At 72.9% G+C, this 17,739-nt stretch carries 17 protein-coding genes; all 17 read left to right on the top strand.

The features are described from left to right. The first annotated feature begins 127 nt into the window (after positions 1-127). The 17 genes from WMF31_RS07385 to WMF31_RS07305 all read left to right on the top strand — a co-directional run bounded on the left by WMF31_RS07385 (position 128) and on the right by WMF31_RS07305 (position 17,673). On the top strand, positions 128-1,246 hold the full coding sequence (locus tag WMF31_RS07385; RefSeq protein WP_436601249.1) for an NAD-dependent epimerase/dehydratase family protein: 1,119 nt from the start codon (positions 128-130) through the stop codon (positions 1,244-1,246). Next, positions 1,243-2,364, top strand: coding sequence for an SDR family NAD(P)-dependent oxidoreductase (locus WMF31_RS07380; RefSeq protein ID WP_436601248.1), 1,122 nt, complete (start codon positions 1,243-1,245; stop codon positions 2,362-2,364). Before WMF31_RS07385 ends, WMF31_RS07380 begins: the two co-directional genes overlap by 4 nt. Continuing rightward, entirely contained in the window at positions 2,361-3,662 is a 1,302-nt protein-coding gene (locus WMF31_RS07375; RefSeq protein ID WP_436601247.1) for a TIGR04295 family B12-binding domain-containing radical SAM protein, read from the top strand. The genes WMF31_RS07380 and WMF31_RS07375 overlap by 4 nt, the downstream gene beginning before the upstream one ends. After that, the gene (locus WMF31_RS07370) at positions 3,655-4,815 is read left to right on the top strand and encodes a glycosyltransferase family 4 protein (protein WP_436601246.1); all 1,161 of its coding nucleotides are present in this window, start codon (positions 3,655-3,657) and stop codon (positions 4,813-4,815) included. Before WMF31_RS07375 ends, WMF31_RS07370 begins: the two co-directional genes overlap by 8 nt. A 2-nt stretch (positions 4,816-4,817) precedes the next feature. Next, positions 4,818-6,008, top strand: coding sequence for a CgeB family protein (locus tag WMF31_RS07365; protein ID WP_436601245.1), 1,191 nt, complete (start codon positions 4,818-4,820; stop codon positions 6,006-6,008). Further along, a complete protein-coding gene (locus WMF31_RS07360; protein WP_436601244.1) occupies positions 6,005-7,126 on the top strand; it encodes a CgeB family protein in 1,122 nt (373 codons plus the stop codon). Before WMF31_RS07365 ends, WMF31_RS07360 begins: the two co-directional genes overlap by 4 nt. Next, entirely contained in the window at positions 7,123-8,220 is a 1,098-nt protein-coding gene (locus WMF31_RS07355; RefSeq protein WP_436601243.1) for a CgeB family protein, read from the top strand. The genes WMF31_RS07360 and WMF31_RS07355 overlap by 4 nt, the downstream gene beginning before the upstream one ends. Continuing rightward, positions 8,217-9,227 carry a UDP-glucuronic acid decarboxylase family protein gene (locus tag WMF31_RS07350; protein ID WP_436601242.1) on the top strand — a complete coding sequence of 337 codons (1,011 nt, stop codon included), beginning with the start codon at positions 8,217-8,219 and terminating at the stop codon, positions 9,225-9,227. The genes WMF31_RS07355 and WMF31_RS07350 overlap by 4 nt, the downstream gene beginning before the upstream one ends. 64 nt (positions 9,228-9,291) lie before the next feature. After that, on the top strand, positions 9,292-10,605 hold the full coding sequence (locus WMF31_RS07345) for an inositol-3-phosphate synthase (RefSeq protein WP_436601241.1): 1,314 nt from the start codon (positions 9,292-9,294) through the stop codon (positions 10,603-10,605). A 2-nt stretch (positions 10,606-10,607) separates the two neighbouring features. Next, entirely contained in the window at positions 10,608-11,162 is a 555-nt protein-coding gene (locus WMF31_RS07340) for a Na+/H+ antiporter subunit E (protein WP_436601240.1), read from the top strand. Further along, positions 11,155-11,427 carry a monovalent cation/H+ antiporter complex subunit F gene (locus WMF31_RS07335; RefSeq protein ID WP_436601239.1) on the top strand — a complete coding sequence of 91 codons (273 nt, stop codon included), beginning with the start codon at positions 11,155-11,157 and terminating at the stop codon, positions 11,425-11,427. Before WMF31_RS07340 ends, WMF31_RS07335 begins: the two co-directional genes overlap by 8 nt. Continuing rightward, on the top strand, positions 11,424-11,726 hold the full coding sequence (gene mnhG / locus WMF31_RS07330) for a monovalent cation/H(+) antiporter subunit G (protein WP_436601238.1): 303 nt from the start codon (positions 11,424-11,426) through the stop codon (positions 11,724-11,726). The genes WMF31_RS07335 and mnhG overlap by 4 nt, the downstream gene beginning before the upstream one ends. Beyond that, positions 11,723-12,679, top strand: a complete 957-nt coding sequence (locus tag WMF31_RS07325; protein WP_436601237.1) for a hydrogenase subunit MbhD domain-containing protein — start codon at positions 11,723-11,725, stop codon at positions 12,677-12,679. The genes mnhG and WMF31_RS07325 overlap by 4 nt, the downstream gene beginning before the upstream one ends. Next, positions 12,676-12,999, top strand: a complete 324-nt coding sequence (locus tag WMF31_RS07320) for an NADH-quinone oxidoreductase subunit K (protein WP_436601236.1) — start codon at positions 12,676-12,678, stop codon at positions 12,997-12,999. The genes WMF31_RS07325 and WMF31_RS07320 overlap by 4 nt, the downstream gene beginning before the upstream one ends. Then, positions 12,996-14,420, top strand: a complete 1,425-nt coding sequence (locus tag WMF31_RS07315) for a complex I subunit 5 family protein (RefSeq protein ID WP_436601235.1) — start codon at positions 12,996-12,998, stop codon at positions 14,418-14,420. The genes WMF31_RS07320 and WMF31_RS07315 overlap by 4 nt, the downstream gene beginning before the upstream one ends. Beyond that, positions 14,417-15,907 (top strand): proton-conducting transporter transmembrane domain-containing protein, encoded by a 1,491-nt coding sequence (locus WMF31_RS07310; RefSeq protein WP_436601234.1) that lies wholly within the window; start codon positions 14,417-14,419, stop codon positions 15,905-15,907. The genes WMF31_RS07315 and WMF31_RS07310 overlap by 4 nt, the downstream gene beginning before the upstream one ends. Next, positions 15,904-17,673 (top strand): complex I subunit 5 family protein, encoded by a 1,770-nt coding sequence (locus WMF31_RS07305; protein WP_436601233.1) that lies wholly within the window; start codon positions 15,904-15,906, stop codon positions 17,671-17,673. Before WMF31_RS07310 ends, WMF31_RS07305 begins: the two co-directional genes overlap by 4 nt. Positions 17,674-17,739 lie beyond the last annotated feature (66 nt).

Below are 17,739 nucleotides of genomic sequence, written 5' to 3'. Positions count from 1 at the left end.
GGCGACGCGGAGAAGGGGAAAGGCGCGGCGTCGCTGCGACGGCGCCTCGTGGAGCTCGCCTCGTCCGAGCAGGTCCGCGGCGGCCCCGTCACGCGTCGAATCATCGACCCAATCGACCCAGAGGAATATGGCCAGTCACGTCCTCATCACCGGCGGCGCTGGGTTCATCGGCTCTCATGTGGCCGACGAGCTCCTGCGCCAGGGGCACCGCGTCCGGGCGCTCGACAACCTCACACCCCAGGTGCACGGCCCCGAGCGCCGCCGCCCGGCCTACCTCAGCCCGGAGGTCGAGCTCATCGTCGGCGACGTCCGCGATCGGGAGGCGGTGAGATCGGCGCTCCGCGGCGTGGACGTGGTCTATCACTTCGCGGCCATGGTCGGCGTCGGACAGAGCATGTACAGGATCGAGGAGTACACCTCGGTCAACAACCTCGGGACGGCCGTGCTCCTGGAGGCGCTCGCCGAGCGGCCCGTCGCCCGGCTGGTCGTCGCCTCCAGCATGAGCGTCTACGGCGAGGGGCTCTACCGGACGGCGACGGGCGCGGTGGTCCCGGGGACGAGCCGCCCGCTGGAGCAGCTCAAGCGCGGCGACTGGGAGGTCCGGAGCGAGGCCGGCGAGGCGCTCGCGCCGATCCCGACCCCCGAGTCCAAGACGCCGTCGCTCGAGTCGGTCTATGCGCTCTCCAAGGTCGACCAGGAGCGCCTGTGCCTGCTCCTCGGGCGCGCTTACGGCATCCCGACCGTCGCGCTCCGCTTCTTCAACGTCTACGGCCGCCGCCAGGCGCTCTCCAACCCCTATACCGGCGTCCTCGCCATCTTCGCCGCGCGGCTGCTCAACGACCGTCCGCCCCTCATCTTCGAGGACGGGCTGCAGCGGCGCGACTTCGTGAGCGTCGCCGACGTGGCCCGCGCCTGCGTCCGCGTCCTCGGCGCGGAGGCCGCCGTGGGCCAGGCGCTCAACGTCGGCAGCGGGCGGTCGTACAGCGTCCGCGAGGTCGCCGAGCACGTCCGGAAGGTCATGGGGAAAGAGCGGATCGAGCCCGAGATCACCGGGAAATCCCGGCTGGGCGACATCCGGCACTGCTTCGCCGACATCGGCGCGGCCCAGCGCACGATCGGCTATGAGCCCCAGGTCTCGCTCGAGGAGGGGCTCTGCGATCTCGCCGGCTGGCTCGAGGGACAGGTGGCCCGGGACGCGGTGGCCGAGGCCCGCGCCGAGCTCGACGCCCGGGGGCTGACGGTATGAGCGGCGCAGCGCTCGACCTCCCCGGCCCCGGCGGCGCGGACGGCCGCCCGGCGCTGATCACCGGCGGCGCCGGCTTCGTCGGGGCGAACCTGGCCCACCGCCTGCTCCAGGCGGGCGAGGCGGTGATCCTCCTCGACAACCTCTCCCGGCCCTCGGTGACGCGCAACGTGGACTGGCTGCGGCGCGCCCACGGCGACCGCGTGACGCACATCGCCGGCGACGTGCGCGACGCCCGCGCGGTCGCCGAGGCGGTCCAGCGCGCCTCCTCCGTCTTCCACTTCGCCGCCCAGGTGGCCGTGACCACGAGCCTCGCCCGGCCGGTGGAAGACTTCGAGATCAACGCCCGCGGGACGCTCAACGTCCTGGAGGCGATCCGCGCGCAGGGCGCCCCGCCGCCGCTCGTCTTCACGTCCACCAACAAGGTCTACGGCGGCCTCGCCGACGTCCCGCTCCAGTGCAGGGGCAGGCACTACGAGCCCGAGGACGCGAGGCTCCGGGCCTCCGGCATCTCCGAGGCGCGCGCCCTCGACTTCCACAGCCCTTACGGCTGCTCCAAGGGCGCCGCGGACCAGTACGTCCTCGATTATGCCCGCACCTTCGGGCTGCCGGCGGCGGTGTTCCGGATGAGCTGCATCTACGGACCTCGGCAGTTCGGGAACGAGGATCAGGGCTGGGTCGCCCACTTCCTGATCCAGGCGCTCCGGCGCGCGCCGATCACCCTCTATGGCGACGGGATGCAGGTCCGGGACGTGCTCTTCATCGACGATCTCGTCGACGCCTTCCTCCTCGCCCGCAAGCACATCGGGCAGATCTCCGCCTCGGCCTTCAACATCGGCGGAGGCCCCGAGAACACCCTGAGCCTCCTCGAGCTGCTCGATCTCATCGAGGAGATCGAGGGCAGGCGGCCGGTGACCGGATTCGAGGCGTGGCGCCCCGGCGATCAGCGCTACTACGTCTCGGATTGCCGCCGGTTCTCCGCGGTCACGGGCTGGTGGCCGCGCGTCCGGGCCCGCGAGGGCGTCCGCAAGCTCCACGGCTGGCTGCGGGAGATGCTCGAGGCGACCGGCAAGGCCGCCGCCCCCGCGGCCGAGGAGCCGTGCCTGGAGGGGCTCCCGTGAGGCTCGCGCTGATCAACCCGCCCTGGAGCTTCGACGGGAGCATCTATTTCGGCTGCCGCGAGCCCCACCTGCCCCTCGAATACGGCTATGCCAGGGCGCTGCTCGAGGCCGCGGGCCACGAGGCCGTGATCGTCGACGCCCAGGCCCGCGCCCTCTCCAACGGGGCGCTCCGCGACGAGGTGGCCGCGCTCCGCCCCGACGCGCTCGTCGTGACCACCGCGCCGAGCTACCTCTTCTGGCGCTGCGCCCCGCCCGAGCTCCGGGTCCCGCAGGAGACGCTCCGCGCGCTCCGCGACGTGCCGGGCCTCCGGTTCGCGGTGGGGCCCCACGCCTCCACCACCCCGGCCGCCACGCTGCGCAAGCTCGGCGTGGACGCGGTGGTGATGGGCGAGTGCGAGGAGGTGCTGGTGGCGCTGGCCAGCCTGCCGCGCGCGCGCTGGGGCGAGATCGCGTCGATCGCGACCGTGGACGGCGGGGAGCCGCGCGTGCAGGGCGGCCCGCACGCGTCCGACGTGCGACGGCTCCCGGCCCTCCGCTGGGACGACGCCGCGGTGGCGCGCCACGCCCACCACCACCACCGCTTCGACGCGGCGCCGGTCGGCCCCGGCGCCGAGATCGAGGCGTCCCGGGGGTGCCCGTACCACTGCACCTTCTGCGCGAAGGACAACTTCCGCGATCGCTACCGGAAGCGGCCGCTGCCGGTGATCCTCGACGAGCTCGACGGGCTGCTCGCCCAGGGCGTCCGCTACGTCTACTTCGTCGACGAGATCTTCCTCCCGGACCGCCCGCTGCTCGAGGCGCTGGCCACGCGGGAGGTGGCCTTCGGCGTCCAGATGCGCGTCGACAACTGGAGCCGGGAGATGCTCGACCTGCTCGGCGAGGCCGGCTGCGTCTCGATCGAGGCCGGGGTGGAGAGCGTCACGCGGGAGGGCAGGAGCCTGCTCGCCAAGCAGTGCCGGCTCTCGACCGCGGAGCTCGGCGAGCTCTTGATCCACGCCAAGAGGAGCGTCCCCTTCGTCCAGGCGAACCTCATCCGGTCGCAGGCCGACGATCCCGCGGACGTCGCCGCCTTCCGGGAGCGGCTCCGGGAGCACGGCGTCTGGGCCAACGAGCCCGTGCCCATGTTCCCTTATCCGGGCTCGCCCGAGTACACGATGCGCTGGGGGAAGCCCGACGATCAGGCGTGGGAGCGGTCGCTCGCCCACTACCTCGGTCAGTTCGATCATTTCAGCGACCTCCAGGAGAGCCGCCCCTTGCCCCTCGCGGAGCTGGAGGCCGCGACACCCGACCATGGTTGACGCCCCGCGCGCGCCCGGCTTCGTCCTGATGACCGCCGACACGGTAGGCGGCGTCTTCTCCTACGCGATCGAGCTCGCGCGCGCGCTCGCGGCGCGCGGGGTCCGGACGGCGCTCGCCACCCTGGGCGCGCCGCTCTCCGCGCCGCAGCGCGAGGCCGCCGGCCGCGTGCCGGGGCTCGAGCTGTTCGAGAGCGCCTTCCGGCTCGAGTGGATGGACGACCCGTGGGACGACGTGGCCCGCTCCGGCGAGTGGCTGCTCGAGCTCGAGGAGCGCCTCCGCCCAGACGTGGTCCACCTGAGCGGCTACGCGCACGGCGCCCTCGGTTTCCGCGCGCCCCGGCTCGTGGTGGCCCACTCTTGCGTCCTCTCCTGGTGGGCCGCCGTCCTCGGCGAGGAGGCGCCGCCGCGGTTCGATCGGTACCGCCGCGAGGTGGCCCGGGGGCTCGCCGCCGCGTCCGCGGTGGTGGCGCCGACCCGGGCGATGCTGGACGCGCTCGCGCGCCATCACGGCGCGCTCCCGTGGGCCGCGCGGGCGCTGGTGATCCCGAACGCCGCCGCCCCCGAGCGGTTCCCCCCGCGCACCAAGGAGGCGTTCATCCTCGCGATCGGGAGGCTCTGGGACCAGGCCAAGAACGTCGCGGCGCTGGGCGAGGTGGCCGCCCACCTGCCCTGGCCGATCCGGGTGGCCGGGAGCGACGTCCACCCGGACGGCGGCGCGCGGCCCCTCGCCGCGCTCGAGCGCCTCGGCGTGCTCTCGCCGCCCGAGATCGCCGCCGCGCTGGCGCGCGCCGCGATCTACGCGCACCCCGCCCGCTACGAGCCGTTCGGCCTGTCGGTGCTGGAGGCGGCGCTCGCCGGCTGCTCCCTGGTGCTCGGCGACCTCCCCAGCCTGCGCGAGATCTGGGGGGACGCCGCGCTCTACGTGGATCCCGCCGACACCGCGGCCCTCCGGCGCGCGCTCCAGGCGCTCATCGACGATCCCGGCGCGCGGCAGGCGATCGCGTCCCGCGCCCGGGCCCGCGCCCTCGCCTTCTCGCCCGCGCGGATGGCCCAGGGCTACCTGCGCCTGTACGGCGAGCTCCTCGCGCGCGGCCCGGCCGCGAGCCCCTCCCCGGCCCTGCAGGCCGCGAGCCCGGCGACGGAGGCGCCCTGACCGTGCGCATCGCCCTGTTCTGTCACTCGCTGCTCTCCGACTGGAACCACGGGAACGCGCACTTCCTCCGGGGCGTCGTCGCCGAGCTCGCCCGGCGCGGGCACGAGGTGCGCGTCTTCGAGCCGAGGGACGCGTGGAGCCTCCAGAACCTCGTCGCCGACCACGGCGAGGCGCCGCTCGCCGAGGTGAGGCAGGTCTACCCCGCGGTCGCGCCGGTCCGGTACGACCTCGCCTCGCTCGACCTGGACCGGGCGCTCGAGGGCGCGGAGCTGGTCCTCGTCCACGAGTGGAACGAGCCCGAGCTGGTCGCCCGCGTCGGAGCGCACCGGGCCCGCGCGTCGTACCGGCTGCTCTTCCACGACACGCACCACCGGTCCGTGACGGACCCCGGGGCCATGGCCCGCTACGACCTGACCCGCTATGACGGCGTCCTCGCCTTCGGCCGGGTGATCCGCGACCTCTACCTCGCGCGGCGCTGGGCCCGCCGCGCCTTCGTCTGGCACGAGGCCGCCGATACCCGGGTGTTCCGGCCGCGCCGCGCGCGGGAGCCCGAGCGCGATCTGGTCTGGATCGGCAACTGGGGCGACGACGAGCGGGCCCGGGAGCTCGACGAGTTCCTGATCGGCCCGGCGCGCGATCTCGGCCTCTCCGCCCGCGTGCACGGCGTGCGCTACCCCGAGCACGCCCGCGCCGCGCTCGCCTCGGCCGGGATCGAGCACCGGGGCTGGCTCGCCAACCACCACGTCCCCGAGGCGTTCGCGCGGGCGCGGGTGACCGTGCACGTGCCCAGGAGGCCCTATGTCGAGGCGCTCCCGGGCATCCCGACGATCCGGCCGTTCGAGGCCATGGCGTGCGGCATCCCGCTCGTCTGCTCCCCGTGGAGCGACGCGGAGGCGCTGTTCTCGCCCGGGCGCGACTACCTCGTGGCCAGGGATGGCGGCGAGATGAAGGAGCACCTCCGGGCCCTGCTCGCCGATCCCGCCCTCGCCGCCGAGGTGGCCGAGCGGGGCCGGCAGACCGTCCTCGCGCGCCACACCTGCGCCCACCGGGTCGACGAGCTCCTCCGCATCGCCGCCGATCTCGGCCTCGGCGCCGCCCCCGGCCCCGACGCCGCCCCCGGCCCCGACGCCGCCCCCGGCCTCGAAACCGGCGCCCCCGCGCCCGCCACCTCCGCCCAGCGAGCCACCCCATGAACCGACGCCCGAGCCGCCCCCTCGACATCGCCTTCTTCGGATCGAGCCTGGTCTCCGCCTACTGGAACGGCGCCGCCACGTACTACCGCGGCGTCATCCGCGCCCTCGCCGCGCGCGGGCACCGGGTGACCTTCCACGAACCGGACGCCTACGACCGGCAGAAGCACCGCGACATCGACGATCCGCCGTGGGCCCGCGTGGTGGTCTACTCCGGCACGGACGCCGCGGAGCCCCGGCGGCTCGTCGAGCAGGCGGCGAGGACCGCCGACGTGGTCGTCAAGGCCAGCGGCGTCGGCGTCTTCGACGAGCTGCTCGAGGCCGAGGTCGCCGCGCTCGATCGGCCCGGGCTCACGACCGTCTTCTGGGACGTCGACGCCCCGGCCACGCTCGAGCGGGTCCGCGCGAGCCCAAAGGACCCGTTCCGCGCGCAGATCCCCCGCTACGACCTGGTCTTCACCTACGGCGGTGGCGATCCGGTGGTGCGCGGCTACGAGGCGCTCGGCGCCCGGCGCTGCGCGCCGATCTACAACGCGCTCGACCCCGAGACCCACTTCGAGGTCGCGCCGGATCCGCGCTTCGACTGCGACCTCGCGCTCCTCGCCAACCGCCTCCCGGACCGGGAGCGGCGCGTGGAGGAGTTCTTCCTCCGGCCCGCCGCCGCGCTGCCCGAGCGCCGCTTCCTGCTCGGCGGGAGCGGCTGGCAGGACAGGGCGCTGCCCCCGAACGTCCGGTGCGTCGGGCACGTCTACACCGCGGATCACAACGCGCTCAACGCGAGCGCCCGCGCGGTGCTCAACGTGGCGCGCGACAGCATGGCCTCGGTCGGCTTCTCGCCGGCGACCCGGGTCTTCGAGGCCGCGGGCGCGGCCGCGTGCCTCATCACCGACGCCTGGGAGGGGATCGAGCTCTTCCTCGAGCCCGGGACCGAGGTGCTGGTCGCCCGGAGCGGCGACGAGGTCGCGGAGCTCCTCGGCGCGCTCACGCCCGCGCGGGCCCGCGCCATCGGCCAGGCGGCGAAGCGGCGCGTGCTCGCCGAGCACACCTACGCGGAGCGCGCCCGGCAGGTCGAGGCGCTCCTCGCCCGCCCCGAAAGACCCCTCACCGCGGCGGCGCCGTGAAGCCCCTCTCCCTCGTCTTCCTGGGCCTGTCGATCACCTCGTCGTGGGGCAACGGCCACGCGACCACGTACCGCGGGCTGCTCAAGCGGCTGGCGCAGCGCGGTCACCGCGTGCTGTTCCTGGAGCGGGATCTCTGGTTCTACGCGGAGAACCGCGACCTCCCGCGCCCGCCGTACGGCCGGACGGAGCTCTACCACGGCCTCGACGACCTCCGCGCGCGCTTCGGGGGCGCGGTGCGCGACGCGGATCTGGTGATCGTCGGCTCCTACGTGCCCGACGGGGTCGCGGTCGGCGCCTGGGTGACGGAGACCGCGCGCGGGAGGACCGCGTTCTACGACATCGACACGCCGGTGACGCTCCGGAAGCTCGAGCGCGGCGACGCCGAGTACCTGGCCCCGTGGCTGATCCCCCGGTTCGACCTGTACCTCTCGTTCACCGGCGGCCCCACGCTCGACAGGCTCGAGCGCCGCCACGGCGCGCGGCGCGCGCGCCCGCTCTACTGCGCGGTGGACCCGGACGAGTACTTCCCCGAGCGCGCCTCGCCGCGGTGGGATCTCGGCTACCTCGGCACGTACAGCGAGGATCGCCAGCCCACGCTGGACCGCCTGCTCGTCGAGCCGGCGCGCCGCTGGGCCGAGGGCCGCTTCGCCGTGGCCGGGCCGCAGTACCCGGCGGAGATCGCCTGGCCGGCCAACGTGGACCGCGCCGATCACGTCCCGCCGGGCGAGCACCGCGGCTTCTACGGCGCGCAGCGCTTCACGCTCAACGTCACGCGGAGGGACATGATCGGGGCGGGGTACTCGCCCAGCGTGCGCCTCTTCGAGGCGGCGGCCTGCGGCGTGCCCGTGATCAGCGACGCGTGGCCGGGGCTCGACGAGTTCTTCGAGCCCGGCAAGGAGATCCTCGTCGCCCGCTCCACGGAGGAGGCGCTCCGCCTGCTCCGCGAGCTCCCGGAGCGGGAGCGGGCCGCGATCGGGCGGCGGGCGCGCGAGCGCGTGCTCGCCCGCCACACGGCCGCGCACCGCGCCGAGGCGCTGGAGAGGTATGCCCGGGAGCTCGCGCCCTCTCCCGGAGAGGAGGTCAGAGAGACATGAGCGCTGCGCTGCGCATCCTGGTGACCGGGGGGGCCGGCTTCGTCGGCTCCCACCTGTGCGACCGGCTGATCCGCGAGGGCCACGAGGTCGTCGCGCTCGACGACTTCTCGACCGGCTCCCGGGCCAACGTCGCCCATCTGCTCCGCCACCGCCGCTTCCGGCTGGTGGAGCACGACGTGAGCCAGCCGTACGACCTCGCGGTCGACCGGATCTACAACCTCGCCTCGCCGGCGAGCCCGCCCCATTACCAGCGCGATCCGGTGCGGACCACGCTGGTCAACGTGGTCGGCGTGTTCCACGCGCTCCGGCTGGCCGAGGGCCGCGGGGCGAGGGTCTTCCAGGCGTCGACCAGCGAGGTCTACGGCGATCCCGAGGTCCACCCCCAGCCGGAGAGCTACCGGGGCGCGGTGAACCCGGTCGGGATCCGCGCGTGTTACGACGAGGGGAAGCGCTGCGCCGAGTCGCTCGTCATGGACTTCCACCGGCGCCGCGGCGTCGAGGTCCGGCTCGCGCGGATCTTCAACACCTACGGGCCGCGGATGGCGCTCGACGACGGCCGCGTGGTGTCGAACTTCATCGTCCAGGCGCTCCGCGGCGAGGATCTCACGGTCTACGGCTCGGGCGCCCAGACCCGGAGCTTCTGCTACGTGGACGACCTCGTCGAGGGGATCGTCCGGCTGATGGAGCACCCCACCGAGGCGGGCCCCGTGAACCTGGGCAACCCCGAGGAGTTCACGGTGCTGGAGCTCGCGGAGGAGGTGCTCCGCCTCACCGGGAGCCGGAGCCGGATCGTGTTCCGCCCGCTGCCGCAGGACGATCCGCGGCAGCGGCGGCCGGTGATCGATCACGCGCGGCGGACGCTGGGGTTCGCGCCGAAGGTGCCGCTCCGGGTGGGGCTGCGCCGGACGATCGAGGGGTTCCGGGGCGCGCTGGGGCCGGCGCGGCCCGCGCCGGCGCTCGCGCCACCGGAGAGCGATTCGCCGCTGCCCCGGGCCGCCAACGGCTGAGCGTTCCCGGGCCAGCCGCCAGCGGCTGAGCGTTCCCGGGCCACCTGACGAGGGAGAAGAACCGATGAAGCAGCCGGAGACCGTCACGAAGCCGCAAGGGAAGCTGGCCGTGCTCTTGCCCGGGCTCGGGGCCGTGGCGACCACGACGATCGCGGGCGTGATGCTCGCGCGCCGCGGCCTCGGCGCGCCGGTCGGGGCGCTCACCCAGCTCGGGACGATCCGGCTGGGCAAGCGGACCGACGACCGCGCGCCGCGGATCAAGGACTTCGTCCCGCTCGCCTCGCTCGATGAGCTCGAGTTCGGCGGCTGGGACATCTTCCCCGACAACGCCCACGAGGCGGCCGTCGAGGCGAAGGTGCTGGAGGCCGCGCACCTCGAGGCCGTGCGCGAGGAGCTCGAGCCGATCCGGCCGATGAAGGCGGTGTTCTACCCGGATTACGTGCGCCGGCTGCACGGGCCGCACGTGAAGACCGGGCGGAGCAAGGCCGACATGGTGGAGCAGGTGCGCGACGACATCCGCGCGTTCCTGCGCGAGCGCGGGGCGAGCCGGGCCGTGGCGGTGTGGTGCGGGTCGACCGAGATCTTCATCGCGCCGGCGGAGGTGCACCGGTCGGTGGCCGCGTTCGAGGCGGGGCTCCTGGCGAGCCACCCTGCGATCTCGAATTCGCAGATCTACGCCTGGGCGTGCCTCAAGGAGGGCGTGCCGTTCGCGAACGGGGCGCCGAACCTCACCGTGGATTTCCCGGCGGCGTGGGAGCTCGCGCGCAGCCGGGGGGTGCCGATCGCGGGCAAGGACTTCAAGACGGGGCAGACCCTGATGAAGACGGTGATCGCGCCCGCGCTCAAGGCGCGGATGCTCGGGATCTCCGGCTGGTTCTCGACCAACATCCTCGGCAACCGCGACGGCGTGGTGCTCGATGACCCCGACGCGTTCCGGACCAAGGAGGCCTCGAAGCTGGGCGCGCTCGATCGGATCCTCCAGCCGGAGCGCTACAGGGAGCTCTACCAGGGGCTCTATCACAAGGTGCGGATCGAGCATTATCCGCCGCGGGGCGACGCGAAGGAGGGGTGGGACAACATCGATCTGTTCGGGTGGCTCGGCTACCCGATGCAGATGAAGGTGAACTTCCTCTGCCGCGACTCGATCCTGGCGGCGCCGCTCGTGCTCGACCTTGCGCTGTTCCTCGACCTCGCGGCGAGGGCCGGGTTCAGCGGGACGCAGGAGTGGCTGAGCTTCTACTTCAAGAGCCCGATGACGGCGCCGGGGCTGTACCCGGAGCACGACCTGTTCATCCAGTCGATGAAGCTGAAGAACACCCTGCGGTGGATGATGGGGGAAGAGCTCATCACGCACCTGGGCAACGAGTACTACGATTGATCATGGCGGCCGAGCGGCCGATGAAGAGCGAGATTCGCCCTACCGTCCGGGACCGCCTCGCTGCGCTGCGCTGGTCCTCGATCCCGATCCGGACGCTGCTCCTCGCCGTCGGGTGGTGGGCGCTGACCGAGGGGGATCGGGCGGGGCTCGCGTTCGGCGCGCCCGTGGTGCTCCTGGCCCTCCTCGCGAGCGTGAGCTTTCCCATGCCCCGCGCGCCCCGGTGGAGCCTGCTCGGCCTGCTGCGGCTGGCCCTCCTGTTCCTCACCGGCTCGGTTCGCGCCGGGTTCGACATCGCCCTCCGCGCGCTCGCGCCGCGGCCTCGGATCGATCCCGCGATGATCCGGTACACGCTCCGCCTGCCCGCGGGCGCGGGCCGGCCGCTCTTCGTCGGGTTGATGAACCTGATGCCCGGGACGGTGTGCGCGGAGTTCGACGGCGACGAGCTCGACATCCACGTCCTGATCGACGAGAGGGAGGCGCTCGTCGAGCAGCTTCGGGCGCTGGAGGCGCGTGTGGCTCGCGCGCTCGGCGAGCCGCTGGAGGAGCCCCATGCATGACGTGAGGACGGGCGTCGCCCTCTTTCTGTTGCTGAACGTCCTCGCGTGCCTCGTGCGGGTCGCCCGGGGCCCCACGCTCGCCGATCGCCTCCTGGTCGCGCAGCTCTTCGGCACGTCCGGCGCGGCCGTGCTCCTGCTCCTCTCCGCGGCGCCAGGGATGTCGGCGATGCGGGACGTGGCCCTGACGTTTGCCGTCCTCGCGCCGATCACGGTCGTGGCGTTCGTCAGGTACGCCGCTGGGCGGTGGACCGGAGGCGACCCGTGAGCCTCGCGGAGCTCGGGGCCGCCCTGCTCCTCATCGTGGGCGCGTTCTTCTTCCTCGCGGGGACGGTGGGGCTCCTGCGATTCCCGGACGTCTACACACGGCTGCACGCGCTGACGAAGGCGGACAACCTCGGCCTGGGGTTCGTGGGGGCGGGGCTCGCGCTCTCGGCCGGTGATCTCGCGGTGGCGCTCGAGATCGGGATGGTCTGGGCGCTCGTCCTGCTCTCCGGCAGCATTTGCTGTCACCTGATCGCGGGGGCCGCGCGGCGCGGCGGAATCCGCGTCTGGAGGCCCCGGTGAGCGGGGTCGATCGGGCGATGGACGTGGTCCTCGCCATGATCCTCCCGTTCCTCGCGTGGCGAGCCCTCCGGGCCATCGACCTGGCGAAGACCGTGGTGCTCTTCATTGCCTTCGGCCTCCTCTCGGCGATGGCCTGGGCTCGCCTCGGGGCCCCCGATATCGCCCTCGTCGAGGCGGCGGTCGGCAGCGGCATCACGGGCGCCCTGGTCATGAGCGCGCTCGGGTGGGTCGGCCCGGCGCGGCCTCCTCCGCGGCCGCCGTCCTGGCGTCTGCGCGCCTTGCTCGCGCTGCTCCTTTGCGGGCTGGTCCTCCTCGTCGGCGCGGTGGTGTTCTCTTTGCCGGACCCGAGCCGTGGCCTGAGCGACGACGTGCTCGCCCACCTCGGCCCGTCCGGGGTCTCCCATCCCGTCACCGCGGTCCTCCTCAACTTCCGCAGCCATGACACGTTCCTGGAGATCGTCGTCCTGCTCGTCGCGGTGCTCGGCGCGCAATCGCAGGTCCGGTCGGCGGAGGAGCGCGACCGCATCGCCCCGATGAGGCCTCTGCTCCCCGTGCTGGTGCGCCAGCTCTTTCCGGGGATCCTCCTCGTCGCCGGTTACCTGCTCTGGAAAGGCGCCCACGCGCCCGGCGGAGCGTTCCAGGCGGGAGCGATCCTCGGCGGGGGAGCGATCCTCCTGATGCTCGCGGGGACGGTCCCGCCCCCCCCGCTCTCTTCACCTGTCGTCCGGATGGCCCTGCTCGTCGGCCCGACCGCCTTTCTCGCCGTCGCCACGGCGCCGCTCTTCGCCGGCAGGCGCTTGCTCGAGTACCCGCCCGAGCACGCCGGGCTCTTGATTCTTTGCGTCGAATCGGCCCTGGCGATCTCGATCGCCGCGATCCTGGCGATGTTCTTCCCGGCGGTGGCGCCCGCCGGCCGATCGGGCGAGCGCGCTCGCGAGGAGGGCAGGTCATGAGCCAGTGGACCCCCTATGCGCTCTCGGGTGTCGTCGTGATGGCCGTGGCCCTGTTCGGGCTTTTCTCCTCCGGACACCTCGCCAGGAAGATCATCGCGGCCAACCTCATCGGAAGCGGCGTGTTCCTGTTCCTCGTCGCGCTCTCGCGACGCGCTCGCTCGGGCCTCCCCGATCCGGTGCCGCACGCGCTCGTCCTGACGGGCATCGTGGTGTCCGTCAGCGCGACGGCGCTGGCCCTGGCGCTGGCGAGGCGCCTCGGCGGCGCGGCGGACGACGCCGGGCCGTCCGGATCCGCCGGGGGCGACATGGATGAGCCATGAGCCCCGAGCTCGCAGCGTCGATCCTGGTCCCGCTGATCGGGGCCGTCCTGTGCTTGCTCTCGGGGCCGCGCGGCGAACGATGGGCGTTCGGCGCCACGATCCTGGGGACCGCGGGCGTGGTCTCCTCGGTCGCGTGGTCCGTGGCCACGCGCGGACCGCTCCGCCACGCCGTGGGCGGCTGGGGCGCGCCGCTCGGCATCGAGCTGCGCGCCGACGGCCTGGCGGCGGTGATGCTGCTCGTCGCCGGCGTCGTCGGCGCCCTGACCAGCGCGCAGGCCATCCTGGATGGGCGCGCCGACCGCCGCCCGGCCGGCAGGTTCTTCGCGATCTGGCTCGCCGCGTGGGCGGCCCTGAACGCCCTCGTCCTGTCAGCCGACATCTTCAACCTGTACGTCACGCTCGAGGTGACGACGCTCGCCGCGGTGGGGCTCATCGCCGTCGACGACGACCGCGACGCCCTCTCGGCGGGGTTACGCTACCTCCTGGTCGCGCTCCCGGGCTCGCTCATTTACTTGCTGGGCGTCGCGATCCTCTATGGAACGTACGCCACGCTGGACCTCTCGATCCTCGGGGCGCGGCTCTCCTCGGACCTCGCGACGCGGGCCGCGCTCGCGCTGCTCACCCTCGGGCTCTGCCTCAAGGCCGCGCTCTTCCCGCTCCACGCCTGGCTCCCACCGTCCTACGTGAGCGCGAGATCGACCGTCAGCGCCTTCGTGGCCGCGCTCGTCGGCAAAGGCGCGTTCTACATTCTCCTGAGGATCTGGCTCGCGGCCTTCCCCGCGGATCTCGCGCCCCGGGTCGGGCAGGTCCTCGGGGCGCTCGGCGCCGCGAGCGTCGTCTGGGGCGCGCTCCTGGCATTGAGACAGCGGCGGCTGAAGGCGCTCATCGCCTATTCGAGCATCTCGCAGCTCGGTTACTTCTTCCTGCTCTTTCCGCTCGACACCCCGGGCGCCTGGTCGGGCAGCGTGTACATGGCGATCTCGCACGCCGCCGCCAAGGCGTCGATGTTCCTGGCAGCCGGCACGATCCATCGCGCGGTCGGTCATGACGACCTCGATGGGCTGCGGGGCCTGTCCGAGCAGCTCCCCCTCACCTCCTGCTCCCTGGTGCTCGCGGGCGTCAGCCTGATGGGAATGCCGCCCAGCGGTGGATTCGTCGCCAAGTGGCTGCTCGTCCGCGCGGCCATGGAGCGCGGCGCGTGGTGGCTGGCCGTCGTGGTCCTGGCGGGCGGGCTGCTCGCCGCGGGGTACGTGTTCCGGATGTTACGCCGCACGCTCAGGCCCTCGCCGCGCGACGCGCGCCCCTGCCCGCCCCCGCGCCGCGAGGAGCTCGCCGCCTTCGCGCTCGCCCTGTTCGCGCTCCTGCTCGGGGTCGCGCCGGAGGCCCCGCTCGAGCTCCTCCTCGTGAGGCTGCCGTCGTGAGCCTCGACGAGCTCATTCCCCTCCTGGTCGTCCTGAGCTCTCTCCTGCCTGGGCTCGTCATCTTCCTGCTGACCGAGGAGCAGCACGTCACCCGGACCGTCCTGAACCTGGCCTCGGCCATCGTGAAGCTCGTGCTCACGGGGGTCCTGGTCTGGGGGGTCCTGCGGGGTCGACTTTACGAGACGCGCCTGCCGTTCCTCCCCGGCGCGGATCTGCTCCTGCGCGCCAGCTCGTTCAGCATGCTCTTCGTCACGCTCTCGGCGGTCCTCTGGCTCGTGACGACCGTGTATGCGGTGGGCTACCTCGAGGGATCACCCCACCGCAGCCGCTTCTTCGGCTTCTTCTCGCTGAGCGTCGCCTCGACGATGGGCGTCGCGCTCGCGGGGAACCCGCTCACGTTCCTCCTCTTCTACGAGATGCTCACCCTCGCCACGTACCCGCTCGTCGTCCATCGCGGCACCGAGGAGGCGCTCCGCGCCGGCGATCTCTACCTCCGCTATACCATCCTCGGCGGGACGTTGCTCCTCGCGGGTGTGATCTCCCTTTACGCGCTCGTGGGCTCGTTCGAGTTCACGGAGGGAGGGGCGCTCCCCGAGCTCGAGCCGCAGCGGAGGTCGATCCTCATCGTCGTGTTCGCGCTCCTGATCGGGGGCCTCGGGGTGAAGGCCGCCCTCTTTCCGCTGCACGCCTGGCTGCCCGTGGCCATGGTGGCGCCGGCCCCGGTGAGCGCCCTTCTCCACGCGGTCGCCGTCGTCAAGGCCGGGGCCTTCGGGATCACGCGCGTGGTCTACGACGTGTACGGCGTCCGACTCGTGCATGAGCTCGGCGTCACCGCGCCGCTCGCGCTCCTCGCGGCGACGACGATCCTCTACGGCTCTCTCAAGGCCCTCTTTCAGGACGACCTCAAGTCGCGGCTGGCCTACTCGACCGTCAGCCAGGTCTCTTACATCATCCTCGGCGTGGCGGTGTTCGGCACGCTGACCACCATCGGCGGCATCGTCCATCTCGTCCACCAGGGGCTGATGAAGATCACGCTGTTCTTCTGCGCCGGGAACCTGGCCGAGGAGCTCGGGCTCCACAAGGTGAGCGAGCTGCGCGGCGTGGGCCGGCGGATGCCGTTGACGATGGGCGCCTTCACCCTGGCGGCGCTGGGGATGGTCGGCGTACCGCCGCTCGCCGGGTTCGTGACCAAGTGGTACCTCGGGATTGGCGCGCTCGAGGCGGGCCAGCCGTGGGTCGTCGGCGTCCTGCTGGTCAGCAGCTTGCTCAACGCCGCATACTTCCTGCCGATCGTGTGCGACGCATGGTTCCGGGAGCCGGCGGCGCCCTGGCCGGGAGCGGGTCGCCGCGTGGAAGTGGGTCTGTCCCTGCTGCTGCCCACGCTGGTCACGGCGGCGCTCGCCCTCGCGGTCGGGCTCTTCGCCGACACGCCGCTGAGCCCCCTGGGGTGGGCCAAGTTGATCGCCGAGCGGGAATTCCGCCCGTGAGCCGCGTCGACACGGCCGCCTGGACGACCGTCGCGGCGTTCGCGTTCCCCCTGCTCCTCGCGGCGGTCATGCCGATTCGCGCCCTTCGGCCCCTGACCACGGCGCTCGCCCCGTGGGCCGCGCTGCCGGCGCTGCTTCTCGCCGTGGGCCTGCGGGGTCGCGCGACCGTCGACTGGGCGTCGGCCGTCTTCGGGGTGCAGCTCGGCGCTCAGGGCATGGTGGCGCAGGCCTTCTTGCTCTTCACGGCGTGCCTGTGGCTCGCCGCCGGCCTCTTCGCCCGCGCCTACATGGCGGAGGATCCGCATCGCCCTCGTTTCTGGCTCTTCTTCCTCGCCACGTCGAGCGGGAACATCGGGCTTGTGCTCGCCCGGGACGTGGCGACCTTTTATCTCTTCTATTCGCTCATGACCTTCGCCGCGTACGGGATGGTCGTCCACGACCGGACCGAGGCGGCGCTCCGCGCGGGTCGGGTCTACCTCGTGATGGCCCTTGCCGGCGAGATGCTGCTCCTGACGGCATTCTTCCTCATCGTCGGCGCCGCCATCAACATCGGCCTGGAGGACGTCCCGCGCGCCCTGGCCGCCTCGGGACACCGGGAGATCCTCGGCGCGCTGGTGCTCGTCGGCTTCGGGGTCAAGGCCGGGGCGATCCTCCTGCACATGTGGCTTCCGCTCGCGCATCCGGTGGCGCCGACGCCGGCGAGCGCGGTCCTGAGCGGCGCGATCATCAAGGCGGGCCTCCTCGGCTGGCTGCGCTTCTTGCCCCTCGGCGAGGTCGCGCTGCCCACCCACGGCGCTGCGTGCGTGGTCGCCGGGGCCAGCGCGGCGTTCTACGGCGTCGCGCTCGGGCTGACACAGCGAGATCCGAAGACGATCCTGGCCTACTCCAGCATCAGCCAGATGGGCTTCATGACGGCCGCGATCGGCGTCGGCCTCTCGAATCCAGCCGTCGTTCCCTCGGTGATCGCGGCGATCGTCTTCTACGCGACGCACCACGCCGTGGCGAAGGGGGCGCTCTTCCTCGGCACCGGCGTGGCCAGGGCGACGGGCTCCGGCTGGCCGGGGCGCCTCGTGACGCTGGGCCTCCTGTGGCCAGCGCTGGATATCTCCGGGGCGCCGCTCTCCAGCGGCGCGCTCGCGAAGATCTCCCTCAAGAGCGTGGTGGAAGAGGCGTCCTGGGGGACCACCCCGCTGCCCTGGCTGCTCTCCGTCGGCGCCGTCGCCAGCACGGTGCTGATGATCCACTTCCTGCATCGCACGATCCCTCGCTCGACCGAGCCCGGCGCGCCCAGGGCGGGGCTGTGGGTCCCCTGGGCGTCCCTCCTCGTGCTGGATCTCGTTCTCCTCGCGAGGCCGCCCGTCACGCCGGAGGACACCGCGCTTCTCTTGCATGCCGACAAGATCTGGGGTGCGGCCTGGCCCGTGATCATGGGCGTCGTGGTCGCCGCCGGCGTCGGGGTGCTGCGACGACGAGGCGCGCGGCTCCGCGTCCGTGTGCCGCCTGGAGATCTGCTCTACCTGGTGGACGCCGCCCTGCCGAGGCTGGAGCGGGCCGTGCTCGCCGCCAGGGAGGCATGGATAAGCGCACCGCTCCGGAAAGGGCGTGCGCTGCAGGCCTCGATCGCGCGGGTCTCGGATCGTCTGCTGCAGGCAGCGGAGAGGGTCGAGGTCGATCTCGCTGCGTTCAGGACGATCGGTATGCTGTTCCTCTTCGGGATCCTTGTCCTGGCCGCGCAGCTCCTGTCGACGTCCATGGGGGGCCGTTGAGGCTGCGTGAGGGGTCTCGCCAGGCTGCCCGGCCCCCCCGGGGGCGCAATCGCCCCCCGGCGGGGC

The sequence above is a fragment of the Sorangium sp. So ce1036 genome, from assembly GCF_051369805.1.
Classification (GTDB): Bacteria; Myxococcota_A; Polyangia; order Polyangiales; family Polyangiaceae; genus Sorangium; species Sorangium cellulosum_F.
Note: the sequence above shows the minus strand (reverse complement) of the source record. Positions and strands in the feature narration are given on the sequence as shown.